This window comes from Paraburkholderia phymatum, assembly GCF_040965635.1.
Taxonomy (GTDB): Bacteria; Pseudomonadota; Gammaproteobacteria; order Burkholderiales; family Burkholderiaceae; genus Paraburkholderia; species Paraburkholderia phymatum_B.
On record NZ_JBFRCH010000019.1, the window covers coordinates 120,300 to 142,203 of the forward strand.

Below are 21,904 nucleotides of genomic sequence, written 5' to 3' on the forward strand. Positions count from 1 at the left end.
TATGGAAAACAGGCTCCTGCTTCCCGGTCGACGCGCGCTGCGCCTGGCTATCGGCACGGCGCTGTGTCTCGCGGTCAGCTTCGCGCTGGACCTGTCGATTCCCGTCGTCGCGCCCGTGTTTGCCGTCTATCTGCTTGCCACCCGAAACCGGCCACTGTCGTTGAAGGCAGGCGTGGTTCTCGCGCTTGTCGTGGCATTGACCACGGGCAGCGGCCTTCTCCTCGTTCCATTGCTTCGTCACTATGCGTTCGCAGGCGTGGCGCTCATCGGCCTCATGCTCTTCCTCGCTTTCCGCTATGGACTGCGCGGCGGCAACAATCTCGTCGCGACGTTTCTGGTGGCCGGACTGACGATGATCTCCGCAGCAGGCACGGCTGACTTCGAACTGGCCATGACGGTCGTCGGCGCATTGGTGAAGGGGCTCCTGCTTGCGGTGCTCGTGTCCGCCCTGACTCACGGGCTGCTTCCCGAGCCCATGAGCGCGCGGCCGCAGCCTGCCCCGCGCACGATACCTGACGATCAGGCCGCGTACATCGCGCTTCGCGCCGCGCTCGTGGTGATGCCCGCGTATCTGCTCGCCATGACCGATCCGGCGGGCTACATGCCGATCATCATGAAGTCCGTCAGCCTCGGAAGACAAAGCTGCACGACGACGGCCCGCAGTGCGGCACGCGATCTGATCGGCTCCACGCTGCTCGGCGGCCTGCTTGCCATCGCGTTCTGGTTTTCACTGAGGCTCTTTGTGCATCTGTGGATGTTCTTCCTGTGGATGCTGCTTTTCGGCCTGCTGGTGGGACGCAAGCTCTATGCCCTTAGTCAGACGCGCTACTCGCCGGGCTTCTGGCTGAACAGCCTTGTCACGATGATCATTCTGCTGGGGCAGTCGGTGCAGGACAGCGTCGCGGGCAAGGATGTCTACACTGCATTTGCGGTGCGCATGGGGCTCTTTCTGGCGGTAACGGTCTACGCGTGTTTGATGCTTCTGCTTTTCGAGCAACGCCGCCGGGCGGGATGAGACTCGGGCGCGGAGGATTAGCCGGATAGAAAGCGGGAATGATCAACGGGGAGTGCGGGGAAGCAACCAGACGCAGCAATCGACGGAGCACATTATGCAGGCGCACACCATCAGATCGGCGTGCGGTCAACTTGACGGTCCGCGAGTTCGCATGAAAACGGGCGCTATCGGGTGGCGACGGTCACGTTACGCGCGATGGATGATCGGTGCGTATCTGCTCATGGCGCTGTTGCCCTTGCAGTCACATGCCCAGGGGACGCCGGATCAGCTGTCGAACCGCACCGTGATAGGCGGCAACGTGAAGCAGCATGCCGACGCCGTACTTGCCATCATGACGTACACGACAGTTCCCGATGTCACGACCAGTTCGCTGTCGATCAATAGCGGTGCCACGGGCAACCCGGGTTTCGGCCAGACGCAGTTCGGCGGCGGGTTCACGATCAGCAGGTCCTTTCCGTTGTATATGGAGGGCACGCTTGCCTATAGCCGCTACGACCCGACGTTCATCGCCACGGATGGCGCCATGCAGCGCGGGGTGCCGACCCGATGGAACACTTTCAGTGGCACGGTGGGCCTCGGTTGGGATTTCCGGATCACCGATGAGCTTGTGTTCCGTCCGATCCTGAACGGTACGATCGGACGCGTTTCGAGCGATCTGAAGGTAGGGCAGTCCGTCTTCAACCATGTCACGGACAGCAACCTCCAGTTTCTCGAGAATGGATCGCTGGACGCATACGGCTATGGCGGCTCGCTGATGCTCGATTACGAGCACTACCGCGAGAACTATGAAATCGATGCGGAACTGCGAGCTACCGATATCTATCTGCGCAGCTTTGGCGGGTCCGACGCCGTTCAGGGTTCAGCGATGGCGCAGCAACTGAGCCTGTGGACGCGCTGGCGCGCGCCGACCGGCTGGCATGCGCTGGACCGGCCAGTGCGCTACGTGCTGGAGCTTGCCTACTCGCATTACTTCGGCGACAGCGCCGGCGTGCTGGGCTTCAACGACCTGACGTCGGTGGGCGTCGGACTGGAACTCGACAGCAGCAAATATCCGATCGTCATCACTCGCACGCGCGCGCTCGTGAGATATGTGTTCGGACACAATGTGCATGGGGTGTCGTTTGGGCTGGCGGTGAGCTTCTGACTGTCTGGAGTGTCGGCCGTTCGTCGCACGGAAGCCGGCGATCATCGATCGTGGCCGCTGCCCGCCCGTTCAACGTAGTCATCCACTGCGCTGCCCACGGTAGGATGGAAGCATTCATCGCCGAGAATGTCGAGCAATTCGAAACGTTTGAGCTTGTCGCGCACGGGGTCTTTCATTTCGGCGAAGTGCAGTGCGATTCCGCGCTCGTCCAGAATTCGCGTCAGCGCCCGCAGCATGTCGGCGGAGGTCACGTCGACGCTGGTCACGGGTTCGGCGGCCACCACGACCCTGCGCACGGGCGTCGGTGATTCATCTACCGCTTCGATCAGGCGTTCCTGAAAGAGCTCTGCATTCGCGAAGAACAACGGTGCATCCCAGCGGAACAGCAGCAGTCCCGGAATCTGCGCAGCATGCGGATAACGCTTGATGTCATGGTAGCCGCGCAAATCCTCCACGCGGCCGAGAACGGCGAAATGAGGCCGCCATCCGTCCCACAAAAACTCGATCACCGCGATCACCACCGCGATGCCAATGCCGGGAATCGCGCCGAAAACCGCGACTCCGGCAAAGCAGACGATGGAGAGCCAGAACTCCCATTGCTGAATGCGATAGATGCGCTTGAGGTCCGCAAATTCGAAGAGTCCGAGGGCCGCGGCAATGACGACGGCAGCCAGCGCGCTATTGGGCAGATAGCGCATCAGATTCGGCGCCACCATCAGAAGGAACGCAACCGCCACCGCGCCGACGACGCCCGTCAACTGCGTTCGGGCACCCGCCGCCTCCGCCACAGGCGTTCGCGACGAACTGCTGCTGATCGGGAAACCCTGAAAGAAGCCGGCCGCCAGATTGGCTGCCCCCAGCCCCACCATTTCCTGATTCGGATCGACGCGAGTGTGAAACCGCGCCGCGAAGGTGCGCGACAGCACGCTCGTATCCGCAAATGAGATCAGCGCGACCGCGCAGCCGCCAAGCAATATCCTGACGAGATCGGCATCGCTCGCCCATGGCAACGCGAATGACGGCAGGCCTTGCGGAATCTTGCCCAGCACTTTGACGCCGGCGCTATCGAGGTCGAATACGGTGACGCACAGCGTCGCCAGAACAACCGCGATCAGAATGCCCGGAACCTTCTCGAAGCGCTTGAGCGCGAGGATCAGCACCAGGCATCCCGCGCCGACGGCGAAGCTGTACCAGTTCGCTTTGCCCGCAGCGATGGCGTTGCCGAGCGTCAGGAGGTCCCGCAGCGGGCCTTGATCGTCGAAGGAAATGGCAAAGAGCTTAGGCAACTGGCTGATCAGGACGGTCAACGCAATGCCGTTCATATAGCCGTATCGGATCGGCTTGGACAGCAGTTCCGTGATGAATCCGAGCCGCAAAAGCCCCATCACGATACAGAACAGGCCGGAGACGATCGCCATCATGCTGGCCACCGCGATCGCGCGCGACGGATCGCCGCCCGCGACAGCAATGACGACGGCAAGAATCGGCGCAGCAAGTGCGGAATCCGGACCCAGGACGAGTATTCTGCTGGGCCCCCAAATGGCGTACGCAAGCAGCGGAACAATCGTCGCGTAGAGGCCGTAGACGCCAGGAACACCGGACGCCTCGGCATAAGCAATGCCGACGGGCACCAGCATGGTGGTCAATACGAGCCCGGCTGTCAGGTCACTAGGCAGCCAGCTCGCTTGATACTGCTTCAACGTCGTCAGGCCCGGCAGCCAGCGCAACCATCCTGGCGCTCTGGCCGCAACATGCCCGCCTTCAGGAACGGGATGATCGGATTGCATGTGTTGATGCTCGTGGTCGAAAGAGCCGCTCACCGGATAGCGGACGCAATGCCGTTTCAAAAGAAGAATAGTCCAGTCACGCCAACGGCAATAGAGGAGTCGGGCGGCCTATTCAGGAAGAATGCGCGTTCCGCACGTCCGTAGTCCATAAGACCAAAGTCCAATACCGTCGATCAGAGACAGCGCCTAGACTGGATGCGCGCACACTGGCCACGAAGCGTCGAGCGTGCGTGCGCATATGAGCCATGCTGGATTCTTCAATTTAATCGCCATTGACCGTGGGCCGCAGTCCTTCTCCGGCAGAACCTGTTCGGAGCCGCGGACTACTGGCCGATCTACTGGCCGATCGTCGGGAGCGCGGAAATGAAAGCGAGTCACGTTTTGCTTGCGATGGCTGTTGTGATGATGGCGTGCCCGGCACTTGCCCAACCGCAAACCTCGGTGGATGTCACGAAAGGGGCGGGAAGCGCGACGGTTGCCGGAACGTCGAAGGTGACGGCCACGGTCGTAGCAATCGAGCCCGCGACCCGGACGGTTACGCTCAAGGACAGCAAAGGCAAGGTGATCCAGCTGGAGGTCGGCGAAGAGGCGCGCAACTTCGATCAACTGAAGGTCGGAGATATCGTCACGACGGAATACAGGGAAGCGATGTCGTTGAGCCTCTCGAAAACCAACGGTCCACGTTCAGCGACGCAACGCCTGATTGAAGAGCGCGCTTCTCCGGGAGCCAAGCCAGGCGGCACGATCGGCCGGGAGATCACCGTGATGGCAGATGTCGTCTCGGTCGATACAAAGGCGAAGACGGTCACGTTGAAGGGTCCGCAGGGCAATCTGGTCGACGTGCAAGTGGAGGACCCGGAGCAGATGAAGAACGTCCGCAAGGGCGATCAGGTGGAGATCGTCTATACAGAGGCCGTCGCGATCACGGTCACGCCTGGTGCCGCGCAGTAAAAGCGGCGCGGAACACTACTATAGAGGCGCGAACGCTGGCAACCAACGATGCGCGGATGTCGTGTTCGATCCGGGTGAACAGCGATGATTCTTCGCGGAACAAGCCAGTTTCACGCAGGCACGGAGAAGGCTATGCGCGGCAAGCCGGGACCATTCGGCCTGATCTTCAGGTGCCTCTTGCTGACGGGCATTCTCGGCTCGCTGCTGCCGCTGACGGGATGTCCATACTATGCGGCGCCTCCCGGCACCGTCATTACAACGCCCGCCAGCTTTGACCGCTCTTTTGCTGCCGCATCGGGCGCAATGCGCGACGAGGGGCTGTCGATTACTGTGCAGGACCCTGCGAGCGGCACGATCGTCGGCGGACTCGACGGTGCGACTGTGACCTCGAGCGTACGGCAGCAAGCCGATGGAAGTGTCGTCGTGCAGTTCAACTCGAAGGACGCGCGCGACCCTTCACTGCTCGATCGCATCTCGCGCAGTTATGACAGACGTATGGGACGCTGAGTGTCCGTCGCAGCTTGTCCTCGCTGTCACGGCAGTACCGACGAAAGCGGTAGGTTCGGCCGCGTCTGAACGGACATTGCCCCGAACCGTCTCTTGCAATCGGACAATGCACACGTTACGGATTCGTATGATGCAAGCAATGCCCGATATTGCTTCATGGCCTCGTCTAAAGGACGCGCGCTGTGTAGTGAGTTAATGTTGGCAATTTCGAATCATTGACCCGCGAGCCGTTTGCCCGCCACGTTTTCGCCGGGAGTTGCGGGCCATTGCGCGCGGATTTTCGTCAGGACCAACTCGGGAAGCGGTACGTAGTCGAGAACATTGACTGTCTCTCCCCCATGGTTGAATGCCCAATCGAAGAACTTCAACGTCGCTCCGTCGTGGCCCAGCTGGTCCGGCGTTTCACGAAGCAGCACGTAGGTGGCCCCCATCACCGGCCATGCATCCTTGCCCGGCTGGTTCGTCAGCAACTGATAGAGCGAACCGGACCAGTCGGCGCTGGCCACCGCTGACTTGAATGTCGCGACGCCGGGCTGAACGACGTTGCCCGCCGCGTTGGTCATGGCCGTGTACGTCAAGTGGTTCTGTTTCGTGAAGTCCCACGCGACATAGCCTATCGCGCCGGGCAGATACCCGACGTACGTGGCAACGCCTTCGTTTCCATTGCCGCCGATGCCGAGTGGCCAGCGCACGCTCGTGCCTTCGCCGACCCTGCGCTTCCATTCCGGGCTGACTTGCGCAAGGTAGTGCGTCCAGATGAGCGTCGTGCCCGAGCCGTCCTGGCGACGCACGACGGCAATCGGGTAGTTGGGCATCTTGATCTTCGGATTCAGCCGCGCGATCGCGGGGTCATCCCAGTACAGGATCTTGCCGAGGAAGATATCGGCAAGTACCGGCCCCGTCAGGATGACCTCGCCCGCTTTGAGGCCGGGCAGGTTCACGACGGGCACCACGCCGCCGATCGCCGTCGGGAACTGCCGCAAGCCGTTTTTGGCCAGTTGCTCTTCGGTGAGCGGTGCGTCCGATCCGGCGAAGTCGACTTCGTGTGCGATGACCTGCTTGAGTCCATTGGACGATCCCGTCCCGCGATAGATCACCTTGCTTCCGCCTGACTTTTGATAATCGGTGGCCCACCTGGTGTAGAGAGGCGCGGCGAACGTGCTGCCGGCTCCCGTGATGTCGGCGGAATAGGCCGCGGCTGCAAAGAGGCAGCAAAGCAGACTGGCCGTCAAGGTGCACAATGTTCTCATGATTGGTCTCCGGCTGGATCTTGTCGCGGGACTTGCTATTGCCCGATTTTTTCTGGCGCATGCAGACAACAGCTAAAGCGTCGGAATCACGCTCGGAAACTCTAGGTGGTATTCAACGCGCTTGACGCCGGGCACGCACTCGGCCGCGATGTGGATCGCGCGCTTTTCCTCTTCGGATTCAATGACGCCCCACAGGTGCGCAACACCGTCCTTTACGAGCACACCCTGTTTCGGCAGCCTCCAGCGCTGCCCGTGCATTGCCCGAACGATCGCGTCGCGCAGGCTCGCATCGTCGTGCGTAATTGGGTCAGCGGCTGGTGCGGTGCTCGCCAGTGCGCGGATCAGGTTCGAATGGCTCACGATTCCGACCAGCTTGCCGTCTTTGAGCACCGGCACGCGTTTGAGGTGCCGGCGCTCCATGAGGTCCGCAATCTGGGCGAGCGGCATGTCTTCCGAAATCGAAATCACCTGATTGCACATCACGTCGCCGACGGTATGACCGTGCTCCTTCACGTACCTCGCGGCCTGCTCGCGCGGCGACGACAACAGGAATTCGAGCCACCACTGACGCCTCCCGTGGCCGGTGCCGTTCTCCACGCGATGCAACAGGTCGTCCTGGCTGACGATGCCGACGACCTTTCCGTTCTCGTCGACGACGGGCATGCCGCTGATACGGTTGTCGACGAATAGTCTCGCGGCGTCGTGGATCGTCATGTCTGGCGTGGCGGTAACGACGGACGTAGTCATGATGTCGAGTGCGCGCATGATCGTTCCTTCAGCGTGTCGCGTCGGGTCCTCATCTGTTGCACCCGTCGCACGGTTTCGGCAGACGCACCGGCAGCGGATCGCTCGGTACTGAGGCGTCTTGATTCAACAAGATGATTCGATATCCGGTTGGGGCGCTACCATTTGTGAAAGGCCTGCTGTGAGCGGAAATCTTCGTACCGTTACTTCGATGTGATCGCGAGGCCACGAGCCGAGCGTCATCGCGCCATTGAAGGACGATTAGCCCGGATATCGATTTCAGTCTGGCTGCATGTAGTTGCGCATCCGCGGATCGCCGGAAGTATCGAGCCGCGCCCGGGAATTGCCGACTCAAAAAGCGCGCCGCTCAGTTCTTGCAATCAGGCGTCGATATAAGACTACTTGCCCTCTGACCAGGCCTGAGAACATCGAAACGACTCATATCTGTATCGACGCCAATCTGGACATCGGGTTTATCCATGCGAGGGCGCGGGTACTTTGGCAAAGATTGACGGAATGCCTTTCGAATCAGGCGTCAGTTTCCACCGTAGTACCCGTTTATCCGATTCAGCGATCCATCCTTTTCGGCCCGGATGAGTTCCTGATAGACCTGGGCGCGCGTCTTGCCGACACTCGCTCCGCTGGTGGTCGCACCTGCCGTCGTTCCGCCGACGGAGTCGGTCGTCATCGCGGCATTGCTGTCGGAACTCATGCTCGACGTACTGGCGTCGTCGGCGTGGACCTGCATCGCATACAGTGACAATGCTGCGACGGGAATCAAAAACATGGCTTTCATCGCATCCTCCAGCATGTTGCATTGACATCGCCGACGCAGCACGCCGGCAGTGTCGACTGTATTCGCTGGCCGCATGCGCATGAATAAGGCCCCCGTCCTAAAAGAGACTCGGGGATTGCCCTATTCAGTACCTGGTCAGGCTGGCTCAGCCCTATTGACTCTCGATCCACTGAATGGCGAACCGCATCAGCTCCTTGCCACTACGGATATTCAGCTTTTCCTTGATATTGGCCTGGTGCGCCTCGATGGTCTTCACGCTCCTGTTCAGCTTCCCTGCAATTTCGCGCGTGCTGAAGCCGAGGCCGATCAGATGCAAGACCTCGAACTCCCGCTCCGACAGGCTCGCAATTCGGCCCTCCGGCTTTTTATGGGGAACCGTAAGGGCTCTTGCCAGCTTCTCGTGCATGGCGGCGCTCAAATAAACATTGCCTGCCAGCACTTCGCGGATGGCGCTCATCACGTGCTCTGTGGCCTCGAGTTTCATCAGATACCCGTTCGCGCCGGATCGCAGTGCGCGTTCGGCAAAGAGGCTTTCGTCATGCATGCTGAGGACGAGAATCGCCAGATTCGGATAGCGATGACGGAGCGTCTTGACAAGCTCCAGGCCGGAGTCCGATTGCAGGCTGATGTCCACAATGGCCATGTCGGGCTGACAGTCCATCGCCGCGAGAGCCTGTTCGGCGCTGCCGGCCGCGCAGCAGACGTGCAGATCCTCTTGCAGATTCAGCAGATGTGTCATCCCCTCGCGGATGATCGGGTGGTCGTCCACGATCAGGATCTGGGTCCTAGCGGATTTCTCGTGCATGGCCAGGACCCTCCCGTAGCGGATAGCTGATGGCGACCGTGGTGCCACCCAGACCATTGCGAGTCACGGTGCAAGAGCCGCCCAGAAGGCTTGCCCGGTGACGCAGGTTGTGCAGTCCCAGTCCCGACGCACGCTCCATTTCTTCCTGGCCGATGCCGATGCCGTCGTCGCTGATCGAAAGCGTCTGCAGACCGCCCGCCCGCTCAAGGTCGATCCAGATGCGGTGTCCATGGCAATATTTCAGCGCGTTGTTCACTGCTTCCTGCGCTGCACGGTAAAGGTTGATCTGCATGAGCGGATCGAGCAAGTCCACGTCCGGTGCGATCCGCAGCGTGCACTCCACGCCGTTGAGCGTGTGAGTCGTGTCCGCCAGCCCACGCAGCGCGGCCGCAAGGCCACCGTATTCCATCGCGACCGGGTCGAGGCCATGGGCAATCCTGCGGGTCGTCAAGGACGCCTGCTTCACCAATCCGACGACGGTAGCGGCATCGGCGGCGGCCGGGTGGGCTTGCGTCCGCAGTTTCTGATTCAGGGCGGTGCAGTACAGTCCCAGGCTGGTCAGCTGTTGCCCGAGTCCGTCATGCAGTTCACGGCCGATCAGCCTCTGCTGCTGATCGCCGATCTGGATCAGTTCTCCTTCGAGCAGACGGCGTCGCGCCATCTCCTCCTTCAGTTCATCGTTCGCCTTCTCCAGGTCTTCCGTTCGCTCCTGGACGCGTCGTTCCAGCTCGACGTGCGCTGCCTGCAGCAGGCGATAGACGCGCTGCTCCTGAGCACGTGCCGCCACCAGCAGCAGTCCCGTAATCGCCACGACATTCGCGAAGGTGCACCACCGCACGAGGCTGTCCACTGGAGATTCGGCGGCGAAGGGGCCCGTGCCGTGGCTGGTGCCCAGGATGGCGACGACCGAAACCATCAGGGTCGCGATGCTGGTGCCGAGGTGCTCGAAGCGCAGAGCCGCCCAGATGATGAACGGGAAAATCGCCAGAGCTGCAGGATAGTAGCCGTGCCCGGCAAGTTCCGGGGCGCCGAAGACGAGGTAGCTGACCCAGAAGGCCGCAATGGTTAGTGCGCACGCTTCTATGGCCTGCTCCATCGAGCGGACAGGGTTCGAGTACGTGAGGAAGCTGAACAGCGGCGGTGCCACGACGAGAACCCCCATCATGTCGCCGAGCCACCATTTCAGAAACGCTGCGACGTACTGGGTGACGGGCACGAGGCCCCCTCCCAGCAGGGCGGTCGTGCCGACCAGCGCACTGACTGCCGTGCTCATCACGGCGGCGACGCCAATGAACGCCAATACGTCGTTGATGCGGTCGAGGGTGATCTGGAATCGTGTCGCGCGGTTCAATACGATGGCTGCCGTCAAGGCGCCAACCATTGACCCGGTGCCGATCACCGCGGCCACACCAACAGGCACGCCCCCAGAGACGTTGGCAAGGAATGAGCCAAGGGCAATTCCCGGCGCAACTCTGAAGCCCAGAGCGAGAAGCGCAACAAGAGCGATACCGCTTGAAGGCCAGACCAGGGAGATCGCGCCGCCCACGACCGCGTAGGCGAGACCTATCTTTGCACTCGCGTAATATGCCAATGCAACGATCCCGGTGTACAGGAAAAGGCTGAACCTGGAATTGCCCCGGATGATTCCCATTGTTCGCTTCATCCTGAAGCCGAAGTGCTCGAAGTGTTGATACGCACCGGCGTGACGCCACCTGCGGGACGGTGGGTAGTTTCCGATACCCTGCGTGTCAGACGATCAAGGCTACGCTGACCAAACGCAATGCGACACCGCAGCAACGGAAAAAATTTGCCTTTCTACTGATCTTTGAGACGTGTGCCGTTCGTACTTTCGCGTGTGTTCCTCATTGGAACGAGTGCAACGTCTTTCTCGCCGTCTATGTTTCGCGCCTTGCGGGAATTGAAGCTTGGGAGTCGCCCGTCGGCGAGTCGCCCGGCACCTGACGTCATGATTGTGGTAGCACCCACCGCGTTAATCAAATGCTACACAGCGCTCGTTGGCGGAGATCGCCGACGTACCAAAACCTTGTCGGATACAAGGTGGATGTGATCGTCTTGTCGCCGTTGGCTCGAAAGGCCAGATCAGAAATGCCATTGACATCAGTACCCGGAGCGAACGAAACGCCTCTCGGCACTTCCGCGTAGCCCGCGCTGCGTAGCGTGACGAACTTGATGAACAGCTGATGACGCGCGGCTTTCGCGAAGCTCTCAATCGGTTCGCCAGAATACGTTCGTAAGTGCCGTGAAATGGTTCTTTCAGTACCCGAAAACTTTTATATGGAATTGCAAAGTACTTGAAAGCGAAACTTGCGTTCGCAGGCGGCGCGATATGCGCGGGCGCGGCTGACGTTGCCAGTGGATTGCGCCTGTTCGAGATCTCGCATCGTGGGGGCAACGGGCGACGAGATACGTCTGGCGTCGTCGGTGTTGGCTTTGGAGCTAGCGGACGCGGTGCAGTGTTGGGATGAATCCAACATTGCGGCAGTCGTTTGCCAATCGCTCGCCGCGCGCAACCGTTGATAGCACGGCCAAACGCCACGATGCCGAAGAGAGTGGAACGGACGCCATCTCCGTTGGCGCGGTAGTTGCAAACGATCGACGCGTCAATACAGGAGATGGCCATGCTCATCCTGCGGAACGTCGTCGCATCCTTCACAACCCGTCGTTCGCTCGTCATCGTCGCCGCCATCTCTGTTGCAGTGATGTGCGCGACAGGTATCGCAGCGTTTGCTGGTCTTTTACCGGCATCGGATCACGTCGCGGCGGCGATGACCGCGACACCGTTTGTCGATATGCAAGTCGACAATGCGACTTCGACAAGATGACGTCGAACGCGAAGTCCGCGTCAGGGGATCAAGTCTTTCTCACATCTTCCCGGAAGAGTGGAGAAGTTCGAAACGACATTCGCTTCGTCGATGGACCTTGCGGGTGCGCTTCGCCGGGCTGCGGCCGCGCACGGCGAGCGCGAGAAACTAACCGGCAAGCACGACGAAAACTGGCCGGACTGGTATGCCGACTTCATCGTCCGTGAGCAGGCTGCCTCGAAGTGAGTCTTGTGTTCGAGCGCCTCGGTGCGCAAGTTGCGTCGTGGAGCTAAAGGCATAGTGATGCCTTCGCAAACACATCGCGGATACAACGCGATGCGATCCCTGACGTGGACATTGCCGGGTACGGTCAATGTCGTCGGAGAGGCGAGAGCGCCCAAGTTTGACGCTCTCGCCGAAACCCGGGCCCGGCATGGTGGCTTGACCGCCACTCCAACGGGACGGGAATCAAACGACTATTGCAGCCGCGTCCTGATTTCGTTCGCGAGTTGTTTCGTCGCAGCGTGCGTCGGCGCATCGGAAGCCAGCGAATTGAGCAGACCGAAATCGTGGATCGTGCCGTTGTAGCGCGTCGTCGTGACTTCGTTGCCTGCTGCACCGAGCTTGCGTCCGTATGCTTCGCCTTCGTCGCGCAGCACGTCGAATTGCGCGACCTGAATCAATGCGGGCGGCAGTCCCTGCAATTCGTCCTCGGAGCCGCGCAGCGGCGAAGCGTAGATCTGCGCCCGCTGCGCCGGGTCCTTCGTATAGGCGTCCCAGAACCACTGCATCATGGCTCGCGTCAGGAAATGGTTCTTCTGGTACGCGAGGTACGAGCCATCGTTGAAGTTTGCATCCGTGACGGGCCACATCAGGCCCTGGAAGCGGATCTGCGGACCGTGCTTGTCCTTCGCCATGAGGCTCACGACGGCCGCCATATTGCCGCCGACGCTGTTGCCGACCACGGCGAGACGGCTGCCGTCCACGCCAATCTCGTTGCCGTGTTCCGCGACCCATTTGGTTGCGGCATACGCCTGATTGATCGCGACAGGATAACGAGCCTCGGGCGAGGGCGCGTAATTTACGAACACGGCAACCGCGCCGGATTGAACGACGAGGTCGCGCACGAGCCGTTCGTGGGTCTGGAAGTCGCCGAGTATCCAGCCGCCGCCGTGGAAGAACATGAACACGGGCAGCGTGCCCGTCGCACCTTGCGGACGCACGATGGTCAGCGGCACGCTGATGCCGTCCTGTTCGATCGTACGGTTCGACACTTCGATGCCCGAGAGGTCGACCTTCACGCTGTTCTGCGCATCGATCAGCACCTGACGTGCCTTGGCGGGCGGCAAAGTATTGATGGCGGGACCCGTGCCGCTGTTGAGCTGCGTGAGGAATGCCGTCGTGACGCGATCCGGCGTTGCCTGCGCGACGGGCGTTGCCGCCGAAGCAATCACGGTGTTTGCGGCGAGAACGGCGGCGAGGATGAGGGGCTTCAGGGTTTTCATTTTGTGCTCCAGTATTGTGTCAATGCGGCGAAGTCGATCAAATCAGCGTCAACGTGACGTCGATGTTGCCGCGCGTTGCGTTCGAGTACGGGCACACGATGTGGGCCCTGTCGATCAGCGACTGAGCGGCGTCGCGGGGCGTGCCGGGCAGCGAGATCTTCAGTTCGACCTCGATGCCGAAGCCGTTCGGGATCGCGCCAATGCCGACGCTGCCGTCGATGGAGACGTCCGCGGGAATCGGCGTCTTGTCGCGCGCCGCAACGAACTTCATCGCGCCAAGAAAACATGCGCTGTAGCCGGCCGCGAACAGTTGCTCCGGATTGGCGCCTTCGCCACCCGCACCGCCCAGTTCCCGCGGCGTGACCAGCCTGAAGTCGAGCTTGCCTTCAGGGACGACGGCGCGGCCATCGCGGCCTCCCGTGGCATGAGCGTGGGCGCGGTACAGAACTTTTTCGATCGACATGATGTAACTCCTGACAAACAGTGGTTGATATGCGGTGCGATTCATTGCTATCTACCAATAGATAGATAACGGTGCGAACGTCCACTACTTCTTCGATGCTTCTCGGGCCAGTTATAGATCTACTAGAAGATAGACGACATGGCCTAACAAAAGGCGGTGCTCGACCGCCTGCAATACCCCTACTTCGAAACCTTCCATGAAGTCTCGACTTCTTCAAGCCGCGACTTCGTCCTGAACAGCCGACTTGCAAGCACGCTGCCCTGATAGGCGGCGTACAGCGTTCGTGCGACATGCTCGGGCTTGCCATTGACGTTCAACGTGCCTTCCTTCGCACCTTGCGCAAGCACCTTCGCGAGCCAGCTTTCGTTGGCCTTGAAAAATGCCTGCACCGCCGCTCGCACGTTATCGGGCAACGCCTCGATATCGGCGGCGAGCATGCCGCACAGACAGATCTGATCGCCTTCGCCGAGGGTTCTGCCGAACAGTTTCGTATACTTGCTGAGCTTCTGATCCGCCCGAAGAGAAGCGTCGATAGATCCAAGCGCGGAGAGAATGCCGCCGCTGTACTGGTTGACGGCTTCGAGCACCAGGTCATCTTTCGACGGGAAGTAATAGTGGATGCTCGATGTCTTCACGCCAACCAGCCCGGACAGGTCGCGATAGCTAAACCCGTTATAACCGCGGAGCATCATCAACGTGATGGCGTGGTCGAGAATCTGATCGCGAACTGTGGTTGTCGTGTCCATGGGTCGTACTTTATCTACTGCTAGATAGAATGTCAAGCAGCTTTGCCGCATGAATTGTTAATCGACTTGATCGAACGCTCCTGTGCGCACCTCGCCGTCGCGCAGGTAGCGCGTAATCAGCACGCCGCTAGGCGTGCTGATCGAGCGCGCCAGAGTGAAGGCAGACGCTAGCGCGTTGTCGCCGAACAAGCGCTTGCCGTGCCCAAGCATGACGGGGTAAGTCAGAAGTCGAAGCTCGTCCACGAGGCCCGCTGCGAGCAGTTGGCGCACCATGTCGCCGCTGCCGAACGTCAATAGATTGGCGCCGTCCTGACGTTGAAGCGCACGGATCGCGTCCGCAAGGTCGCCCTCCAGCGCATGACTGTTCTGCCAGTCGAGGGTAGCGGATCGATGCGTGGCTACGTGCTTGGGTACGCTGTTGAACAAGTCGGCGATGGCGCGGCTGCCTGAATCGGCGGGTACGTGCGGCCAATACGCCGCGAATATGTCGTAGGTGCTGCGCCCGAGCAGCAAGTCGAATGGCTGCGAGAGCAGGTCCTGCAGGTTTTGCCTGATAGCTTCGTCGGCATAGGGAACGATCCAGCCACCAAAGCGGAATTCGCCGCTGGTATCTTCTCCAGGCCCGCCAGGGGCTTGAATTACGCCATCCAGACTGATGAAAGCGGAAACGATGAGCTTGCGCATGATGTTCTCCAGGTCTACGGACCCGACCGGTCCGTAGATACGACGAACGATCCGCATGCGAATCGACAACCGGCCCGGCAGCCTGCACCTGGTGCCGAGCATGCCTTAACCGGGCCGCGCCTGCTGGCAATCCTGCAGGTACCAATGATCGACCTGACGTTGCGCCGCCTGCAGATCATCCGGATAGTACGGATCGAACCACCGTGACGGGTCATACCCCGCTGCCTCGAGCGCAGCGAGTTCACTCCTGTTGCGCTCTTGTGTGACGGGCGCGTTGTTTCTGAGAGCGGTGAGGTCGCGGCATTGCGTTGCGCTCAGATGCGTCATACCTTCCGGCGTGCCGCCTGTGGCGCAGCCAGCGAGTGAGAGTGCCAATGCGAGAAGCACTGGCCAGATCGTCGGTGAGTTCTTCATGCCACATCTTCCTTCAATGAATCGGCGCAGAACGACGGCTGCAATCAGCGCCGGCGCGGTGGCTCGTCGAAAACCCGTTGCGCGCTGGACCATTTTGCGGTTCGGCCACCCGTCCTTCGAGTTTGAGGCCGGCTCGATCCGGCGCCGCAGACGCTAACCTGACAATTGACACCAAACCATAGAGCGAGCGAAGAACAAATCGCAATAGCCATTGAAACATTAACGCGTCGAGGATGTACTCGAGCGATTGATGTGGGGAGTTGTATATCGGCTAGAGGGGCAATGAAACGTGCTTCGGTGCTGATGAAAGAAGCCCGTTTGCTGGCGAGCGTGCGGGCTTGGCGGCAGCGCCGTAGCGGGCACTCGGTATGCTACGGTAAATCGAACGCGCGAGAGGCGTGCCGGTTCTTCTCGCCATCCTTAGCAGCAGTTGTGTTGCCGCGAGAAGGCGTTCAGCCGAACCGACGAAGCAGAACCAGGAGTAGTTCGTGTTACTCCAGAAGCGCGTTCGCAGGGCTTTGCGGACTATCGCGCTTGCCGTTGTCGTCGGTATTCCCGGCTCGCTGCCTGCAGCGATGGCTGCCGATGTCGTTCAACCTCCGCCGGGAAAAGCCGACGCTGTGCCAGTCGTGTCGAGGGAAAGCGAACCAGGCGGTTTTCCGGCTATCGTCGACCGATATGGTCCCGCTGTGGTCAGCGTCATAGCGCAGTCCAGGCAGAAGTCACCGGCAGTAGAAGTCGTCGATCCTGCCGATCCCCTTGTTGCGTTTTCCAATACTTCGCCGCCAAAGATGCGGCCGACCACGGGTCGTTTTCCGGGTGTGATGACGGGCGCTGGTTCGGGTTTTATCGCCAGTGCCGACGGTCTCATCGTGACGACAGCGCATGTCATCGATCATGCGCGCGATGTGACGGTTACCATGACCGACCATCGCGCGTACAAGGCGAAGGTGCTTTCGGTCGATACGACAAGCGACGTGGCGATACTCAAGATCGACGCGACGAATCTGCCCGTCGTCAGGCTAGGCGACGCTTCTCAGGTACTCGTCGGCGAACCGGTACTCGCGATCGGAACGACGCGTGCAGGGAGCAACGTGGTGACAGCGGGCATCGTGAGCGCTGCGCCGACCACTCTTGTCGATGGCAAGCGGCTTGCGTTCTTCCAGACGGAAGTAGCAACGAATCCAGACAATTCCGGCGGTCCGCTGTTCAACCGCGCCGGCCAGGTGATCGGCATTGGTGTGCAGATGCACCCGGATGTCGATGGATATGCGGGAATGACGATCGGTATTCCCGTCGATGCCGCCAACGTCCTGTTGAAGACTTTGCAAAGCCGGCAGGAACGTCCGGTGGGACGGGTACCCGATAGTCTGGGTCTGGACGTGCAGGATGTCAGTACGGGCGTTGCTGCTGCACTTGGCTTGCCTCAGCCATCAGGGGTGCTGGTCAACGCGGTCAAGCCGGAATCTTTATCCGCAGTGGCCGGCATCGTGCCGGGGGACGTGATCGTTCAGATCGGCGACGGGGCGATTGGCAGCGCCGCCGCATTCGCCGAAGCTGTGGCTAAACTGCGCCCCGGAGCCACTACCGCAGTGCAACTGGTTCGTGCGCGGCAACCGATGAGCGTCGCCGTGACTATCCCCGACGCAGGGAATGTCGGAAGCTCGCAGGCGGATACAGGTGGCGGCGGTGATCGTTTGGGGCAGGTGATGCATCCATTCGATACGGCTGAGAAGAACAGGACCGAAAAACGCGCGCGCGACGTGCATCCCGATCCGGTGGCGAACGAGGTGCAAGCGCCCTCCACCCAGCTCGACCAGTATCAGGTCGCCGTCGCGCAACGTATTGAGAAGAGCAATCCGTCGGACGTGCTGCACGGCAATCCCCAGGCAATGCTGCGCTCGGTTGTGGTGGTTTCGTTCATCGTAGATCGCGACGGACGCGTGATCGAATCCTCGGTGTATCGGACGAATGGCGACGGCGACGCCGAGAGCATTGCGCTCGCATCTCTTCGCCGCTCTTCGCCGTTGCCGCAGCCGCCGGCGCAACTGCTCAATGGACGCGGGCAGCTGGAACTCTTCGAGGACTGGCTGTTCAACGACAACCGCAAATTCCAGTTGCGTGAGCTCACGCCACCGCAAGCGCAGACGCTGAATTGACTTGCACGATGAACGGCCGCTACCCAATACGACCGCTACCTCAGTCGCCACTGTATTAACGAAGCACTTCACCGTGGGATCAGTGCGCAGGACCGGACGCCGCGATCGCAACGCGAATCGCACCCATCCTGTCGCGAACCTTGATATACGGCTTACATTTTCCTAAAGTGAACCTGGGCCGTACCGGTCCGGGTTGACGCCCATTCTGAAGTACCCGATTCACCGAGCGCCAGTGATCATCTGCGCCGAAGCGCTGAAGAAGTCCGTCGGCTGATCTGCGGGTCGCCATTCGCTTTTCGAAACGAAGCCGACGCTTCATCGGCGCCGGAATAGTGACGTATTTGCGCAGCGTTTTACATCAACATGGTTTTACCAAGTGACGGGCGAATCACCGAAGGAGAAAACGATGATCAATTCTTCTGAAATTCGCCAGTCCGGCTTTCAGGGCGAAGTCATTCAATCGGGGGATCAGGAATACGACAAGGCGCGTGCCGTGTTCAATGCGTCGATCGACCGGCGTCCTGTTCTGATCGCGCGCTGCGTCGACGCCGACGATGTCGCGAGGATCGTGACGCTTGCACGCAAGCACAACCTGCCGCTTGCCATACGCAGCACCGGTCACAACGTCGCCGGCTACGCAGTATGCGACGACGGCGTCGTGATCGACCTGTCGCTCATGAAAGCGATCACGGTCGATCCGTCGGCGCGTACCGTGCGTGTGGAAAGCGGTTGCAATTGGGCTGAAGTCAATGACGCGCTTCAGTTGCACGGACTCGCCGCCACGGGCGGCTTCGTGTCGATTACTGGCGTAAGCGGACTGACGCTGGGCGGTGGGCTCGGCTGGCTTGTCCGCAAGCATGGACTCGCGCTTGACAATCTCCTGGGCGCCGAGATGGTGCTCGCCGACGGTCGCAAGGTGAAGGCCAACAGCCGCGAGAACGAGGATCTCTTCTGGGCGATACGCGGCGGCGGGGGCAACTTCGGCGTGGTGACGTCGTTCGAATTCCAGGCGCACCCGGCCGGAACCGTGCTTGCCGGCATTGTGCTCCATCCCGCGAGCGCAGCGGCGAGTGCGATCCGCAGATGGCGAGATCTCGAAGCGGAAGCCCCGGACGAATCGACGCTAGGCGCGCTTCTGTTTCACATGCCGGATGATCCTTCGCTGCCTCCGCCGATGCGCGGCGCCCCCGTCGCAGGTCTCGGTGGCGTCTACGCCGGTCCAGTCGAAGAAGGCGAGAAAGTCTTGCGGCGATTGCGCGAATACGGACCGCCCCTCGTCGACAAGTTCGCCCCCACGCCATACAACGAAGCTCAGCGCATGGCGGACTTCCTGTGGCCGCCGGGCCTGCACGGTTACTGGAAATCGAGCTATCTCAAGGCGCTTGACGACGCGGCCGTCGATATCGTCGTCGATCGTTTTGCGCGTGTCCCGTCAAGGCAGACCGTGATCGTGCTGGAGAACTATGGCAACAGCGCATGGAGCCGCATTCCCGAATCCGCGACTGCGTTCGGGCATCGCAACTGGCCGTGGAATATCGTGGTCACGTCTGCATGGTCCGATGCGAAAGATAGTGAACGGAACATTGCATGGACGCGCGAGCTGCTCGACGCGCTGCGCCCGTACACAGCGCCCGGTGCGTACGTCAACTATCTGGGCGGCGACGAGGGCGTCGCCGGATTGCAGGCTGCGTATGGAACCAAGCTCGGTCGGCTCGCCTCGATCAAGGCAAAGTACGACCCGACGAACATGTTCCGCCTGAATCAGAACATCGCGCCCGCGCCGGGCGCGTGAATGGGGCTACCGGCGATGCACGCAACTCATCGCGAATCACCTTGTGAAGGTGGCGACGCATCGCCGGGCACGCAGAGACCGAACGAATACAATGCACCGCCGAAACGAGCAGCGTCGCGCTGACGAAGTAAAGCCTCCGGCTCCCGTTAGCATGAATGTTTCGTCGCTTACTGCGCCCGGCGCGCAGCGGCGAGAATCGCGTTGGCGACGGCTTCGGGCTGGCTCAGCATCGCGACGTGGCTTGCGTTGACGTGCGTGACCTGTGCATCGATGTTCTTCGCCATCTGATCTTGCAGATGCGGATCGATCATCCGGTCGCGGCCGGCGACGACGAAGTACGACGGCTTCTCATGCCACGCGGCGTGCGTCACCTTGTCGTCGATGCAACGGGAGAACCACGGTCCTTGCGTCGCGGCGACGATGCGCTGCTGTGCGGCGGGCAGATCCAATGCGAAGTCTTCCTTCACCGCCTTGTCCGACAGCGTCAGAAAGCCGGCCGCATCCTTTTGCAATTCGTTCGCCCATGCTGGCGGCTTCATGCCGTGCGTCATGTCGGCAATCGATTGTCCGCCATCCGGTGCGAATGCCGCGACATACACGAGGGATTTGACCTTGTCGTCGTTGCCTGCCTGGCTGATGACGACGCCGCCCCACGAATGCCCGACGAGCACGACGTGGCCATTCTGCTGATCGATGACGCGCTTCGTAGCAGCGACGTCGTCGGCGAGCGAGGTCAACGGATTCTGCACGGCGACGACGTGCAGACCGTGCGCTTCGAGAATAGGGATGACACGGTTCCAGCTCGATCCGTCGGCGAACGCGCCATGCACGAGGACGACGCTGGTGTCTTTGAGATCGGCTTGCGATGCGGCGCGCGCGGTGTGCAGCGCGAAAAGTCCGCACAGCATCATGGCGAATGCGACGCAGGTTCTGAGCGTTCGTGTCATTGTGGTGCCTTTGAACGATTTGTTATCGATGGATGTATGTGCGACGGGCTCGTGCTCCGAAGCGAAGGCGCTCTCACGTATTCGCTTCGGAGCAGCAACGATCACGAGTGCGCGTAGATCGGTTCGAGGCCGATGATGTTTTGCTGCGCGGCGGGCGCTTGTGCCATGTCATGACGCGAGCCCGAATTTGCCTGACCCGCTGCGACGCCGCCATAGGACGCATCCTTTTGCGCCTGGATGCGGGACAGCGCGGCTTCGATGTTCTTCGGGTATTGCGTGTTGTCGCTAGCGGGGTCGTAGCCGGCCTGCTGCAACTGGACAAGTTCAGCGCGCACTTGCGCGCGGGTCAGCGGCTGGTTCGACTGCGCGAACGAAATGGCGGGAGCGGCGATCAATGCTGCGACGAAGAGGGATTGCACGAGTTTCATGAGTATTCTCCAGAAGTTGAATGGCTTGGATGCTTCCGGGCGGCCGTCGCGCGTTGCACCTTGCATCGCGATTCCATGTCGTCCCGGCGAGTCGCACTGTCATGAATCAACCTTGCGTGACGTTATTTGAACCGGCGCATGTATCTCGCTTGTTTCCCGAACGCGCGGAAATGTACGCCACTATTTCCTGAACGGCGGTAGATACATTGCGATACAAAGTCACGCTAGCGCCGCTTCAAATGACAAACGCCGCTGCGCAAGCGACGGCGCGACGGCGTTTGGTGCGGATCGCGCATGAAAGCGGTATGCGATGAGCGTTCGAACGAACGCTGAATTCGAACTGCGGCTATGCTCGTCGACGACGGAATCTATATGAACTCGAGCCGCTTCTGACCTACCGGATGGCCTTGGTGATGCGGTCCGCTGCCGACGACGCGCGAGAGAGCGTTATACCGGACTCAGGCCATTGGGTGATGGAAGAAGTCCCAGGAGCGACGATTGCCCTGGTCCGCGGCTTTCTTGCGGATGGCTGACTCTATGGCGGTACTCCAGGCTATGAACCGGTTTCCACAATTGTTCGGACGGCCCCGGCTGGCCACTACGACGCGGACATGGCGACGCGAAACAGAATCGACTAGACCGTGGACGCCTGGTCTCCCAGTTGTAAATCGTCGCCGGCCATTCCCTTCATCGGTGGAGTCGAAAGCATGCAATCGATAAAGGTGTGCGCTCGCTTCTCGCCATACCGGAAGGCCTCCTGGTCAGTGAGGAAATCGAACTGCTCTGGGAAGCTGGCAACTTTCTGACTCGGATCATCAGGGGAAGGTCTGAACAACCCGTTTTTTTATCGCACTTCTGCCGAGCGCCCGAGACAGGGATCGCGGTATCACTGGCACGGCGTCAGACCACTACCGGTCGCGTCTTTTACCCAGCGGCTCGACATCC

Annotated in this window: 21 protein-coding genes; 8 read left to right on the top strand and 13 right to left on the bottom strand. The window is 60.7% G+C overall.

The genetic code is table 11. From position 1 onward, the window contains the following. The first annotated feature begins 1 nt into the window (after position 1). Together AB4Y32_RS26745 and AB4Y32_RS26750 are read left to right on the top strand one after the other, a co-directional pair. Positions 2-1,015, top strand: a complete 1,014-nt coding sequence (locus AB4Y32_RS26745; protein ID WP_368724244.1) for a DUF2955 domain-containing protein — start codon at positions 2-4, stop codon at positions 1,013-1,015. A gap of 199 nt (positions 1,016-1,214) precedes the next feature. Beyond that, on the top strand, positions 1,215-2,159 hold the full coding sequence (locus AB4Y32_RS26750) for a hypothetical protein (protein ID WP_368724270.1): 945 nt from the start codon (positions 1,215-1,217) through the stop codon (positions 2,157-2,159). 41 nt (positions 2,160-2,200) lie between these two features. Here the strand turns inward: AB4Y32_RS26750 and AB4Y32_RS26755 are convergent, their stop codons facing one another. Further along, positions 2,201-3,946 (bottom strand): SulP family inorganic anion transporter, encoded by a 1,746-nt coding sequence (locus tag AB4Y32_RS26755; protein WP_368724245.1) that lies wholly within the window; start codon positions 3,944-3,946, stop codon positions 2,201-2,203. Positions 3,947-4,309: 363 nt separating this feature from the next. Here AB4Y32_RS26755 and AB4Y32_RS26760 point away from each other — a divergent pair, with 363 nt between their 5' ends. Beyond that, the gene (locus tag AB4Y32_RS26760; RefSeq protein ID WP_368724246.1) at positions 4,310-4,897 is read left to right on the top strand and encodes a hypothetical protein; all 588 of its coding nucleotides are present in this window, start codon (positions 4,310-4,312) and stop codon (positions 4,895-4,897) included. Between the two features lie 132 nt (positions 4,898-5,029). After that, positions 5,030-5,404: a hypothetical protein gene (locus AB4Y32_RS26765; RefSeq protein WP_368724247.1), complete on the top strand. Its 375-nt coding sequence runs from the start codon at positions 5,030-5,032 to the stop codon at positions 5,402-5,404. Between the two features lie 212 nt (positions 5,405-5,616). Here AB4Y32_RS26765 and pstS read toward each other — a convergent pair whose 3' ends face one another. The 5 genes from pstS to AB4Y32_RS26790 form a co-directional block, all read right to left on the bottom strand. After that, positions 5,617-6,654 (bottom strand): phosphate ABC transporter substrate-binding protein PstS, encoded by a 1,038-nt coding sequence (gene pstS, locus AB4Y32_RS26770; RefSeq protein ID WP_368724248.1) that lies wholly within the window; start codon positions 6,652-6,654, stop codon positions 5,617-5,619. A 72-nt stretch (positions 6,655-6,726) separates the two neighbouring features. Continuing rightward, positions 6,727-7,419 (bottom strand): CBS domain-containing protein, encoded by a 693-nt coding sequence (locus AB4Y32_RS26775; RefSeq protein ID WP_368724249.1) that lies wholly within the window; start codon positions 7,417-7,419, stop codon positions 6,727-6,729. A 514-nt stretch (positions 7,420-7,933) separates the two neighbouring features. Then, positions 7,934-8,209 (bottom strand): DUF4148 domain-containing protein, encoded by a 276-nt coding sequence (locus AB4Y32_RS26780; RefSeq protein ID WP_368724250.1) that lies wholly within the window; start codon positions 8,207-8,209, stop codon positions 7,934-7,936. Positions 8,210-8,345: 136 nt separating this feature from the next. Further along, a complete protein-coding gene (locus AB4Y32_RS26785) occupies positions 8,346-8,999 on the bottom strand; it encodes a response regulator (RefSeq protein ID WP_368724251.1) in 654 nt (217 codons plus the stop codon). Then, on the bottom strand, positions 8,980-10,650 hold the full coding sequence (locus AB4Y32_RS26790) for an MASE1 domain-containing protein (RefSeq protein WP_368724252.1): 1,671 nt from the start codon (positions 10,648-10,650) through the stop codon (positions 8,980-8,982). The genes AB4Y32_RS26785 and AB4Y32_RS26790 overlap by 20 nt, the downstream gene beginning before the upstream one ends. A 988-nt stretch (positions 10,651-11,638) precedes the next feature. Here AB4Y32_RS26790 and AB4Y32_RS26795 point away from each other — a divergent pair. Next, on the top strand, positions 11,639-11,842 hold the full coding sequence (locus AB4Y32_RS26795; RefSeq protein ID WP_368724253.1) for a hypothetical protein: 204 nt from the start codon (positions 11,639-11,641) through the stop codon (positions 11,840-11,842). A 57-nt stretch (positions 11,843-11,899) separates the two neighbouring features. Further along, entirely contained in the window at positions 11,900-12,067 is a 168-nt protein-coding gene (locus AB4Y32_RS26800) for a hypothetical protein (protein WP_368724254.1), read from the top strand. 230 nt (positions 12,068-12,297) lie between these two features. On the opposite strand, the gene AB4Y32_RS26805 is transcribed toward AB4Y32_RS26800, so the two are convergent. From AB4Y32_RS26805 to AB4Y32_RS26825, 5 genes are all read right to left on the bottom strand, one after another. Next, entirely contained in the window at positions 12,298-13,326 is a 1,029-nt protein-coding gene (locus AB4Y32_RS26805) for an alpha/beta hydrolase (protein WP_368724255.1), read from the bottom strand. A 37-nt stretch (positions 13,327-13,363) separates the two neighbouring features. Then, the gene (locus AB4Y32_RS26810; RefSeq protein ID WP_368724256.1) at positions 13,364-13,789 is read right to left on the bottom strand and encodes an organic hydroperoxide resistance protein; all 426 of its coding nucleotides are present in this window, start codon (positions 13,787-13,789) and stop codon (positions 13,364-13,366) included. 179 nt (positions 13,790-13,968) lie between these two features. After that, positions 13,969-14,535, bottom strand: a complete 567-nt coding sequence (locus tag AB4Y32_RS26815; protein WP_368724257.1) for a TetR/AcrR family transcriptional regulator — start codon at positions 14,533-14,535, stop codon at positions 13,969-13,971. Positions 14,536-14,592: 57 nt separating this feature from the next. Continuing rightward, a complete protein-coding gene (locus AB4Y32_RS26820; RefSeq protein ID WP_368724258.1) occupies positions 14,593-15,219 on the bottom strand; it encodes a dihydrofolate reductase family protein in 627 nt (208 codons plus the stop codon). A 105-nt stretch (positions 15,220-15,324) separates the two neighbouring features. Beyond that, entirely contained in the window at positions 15,325-15,633 is a 309-nt protein-coding gene (locus AB4Y32_RS26825; protein ID WP_368724259.1) for a DUF4148 domain-containing protein, read from the bottom strand. Positions 15,634-16,208: 575 nt separating this feature from the next. Here AB4Y32_RS26825 and AB4Y32_RS26830 point away from each other — a divergent pair. Next, a complete protein-coding gene (locus AB4Y32_RS26830) occupies positions 16,209-17,792 on the top strand; it encodes a trypsin-like peptidase domain-containing protein (RefSeq protein WP_368724260.1) in 1,584 nt (527 codons plus the stop codon). A 406-nt stretch (positions 17,793-18,198) separates the two neighbouring features. Beyond that, the gene (locus AB4Y32_RS26835) at positions 18,199-19,584 is read left to right on the top strand and encodes an FAD-binding oxidoreductase (RefSeq protein ID WP_368724261.1); all 1,386 of its coding nucleotides are present in this window, start codon (positions 18,199-18,201) and stop codon (positions 19,582-19,584) included. Positions 19,585-19,751: 167 nt separating this feature from the next. On the opposite strand, the gene AB4Y32_RS26840 is transcribed toward AB4Y32_RS26835, so the two are convergent. Beyond that, the gene (locus AB4Y32_RS26840) at positions 19,752-20,531 is read right to left on the bottom strand and encodes an alpha/beta fold hydrolase (protein WP_439899848.1); all 780 of its coding nucleotides are present in this window, start codon (positions 20,529-20,531) and stop codon (positions 19,752-19,754) included. A 101-nt stretch (positions 20,532-20,632) separates the two neighbouring features. Then, positions 20,633-20,959 carry a DUF4148 domain-containing protein gene (locus tag AB4Y32_RS26845; protein ID WP_368724262.1) on the bottom strand — a complete coding sequence of 109 codons (327 nt, stop codon included), beginning with the start codon at positions 20,957-20,959 and terminating at the stop codon, positions 20,633-20,635. Positions 20,960-21,904 lie beyond the last annotated feature (945 nt).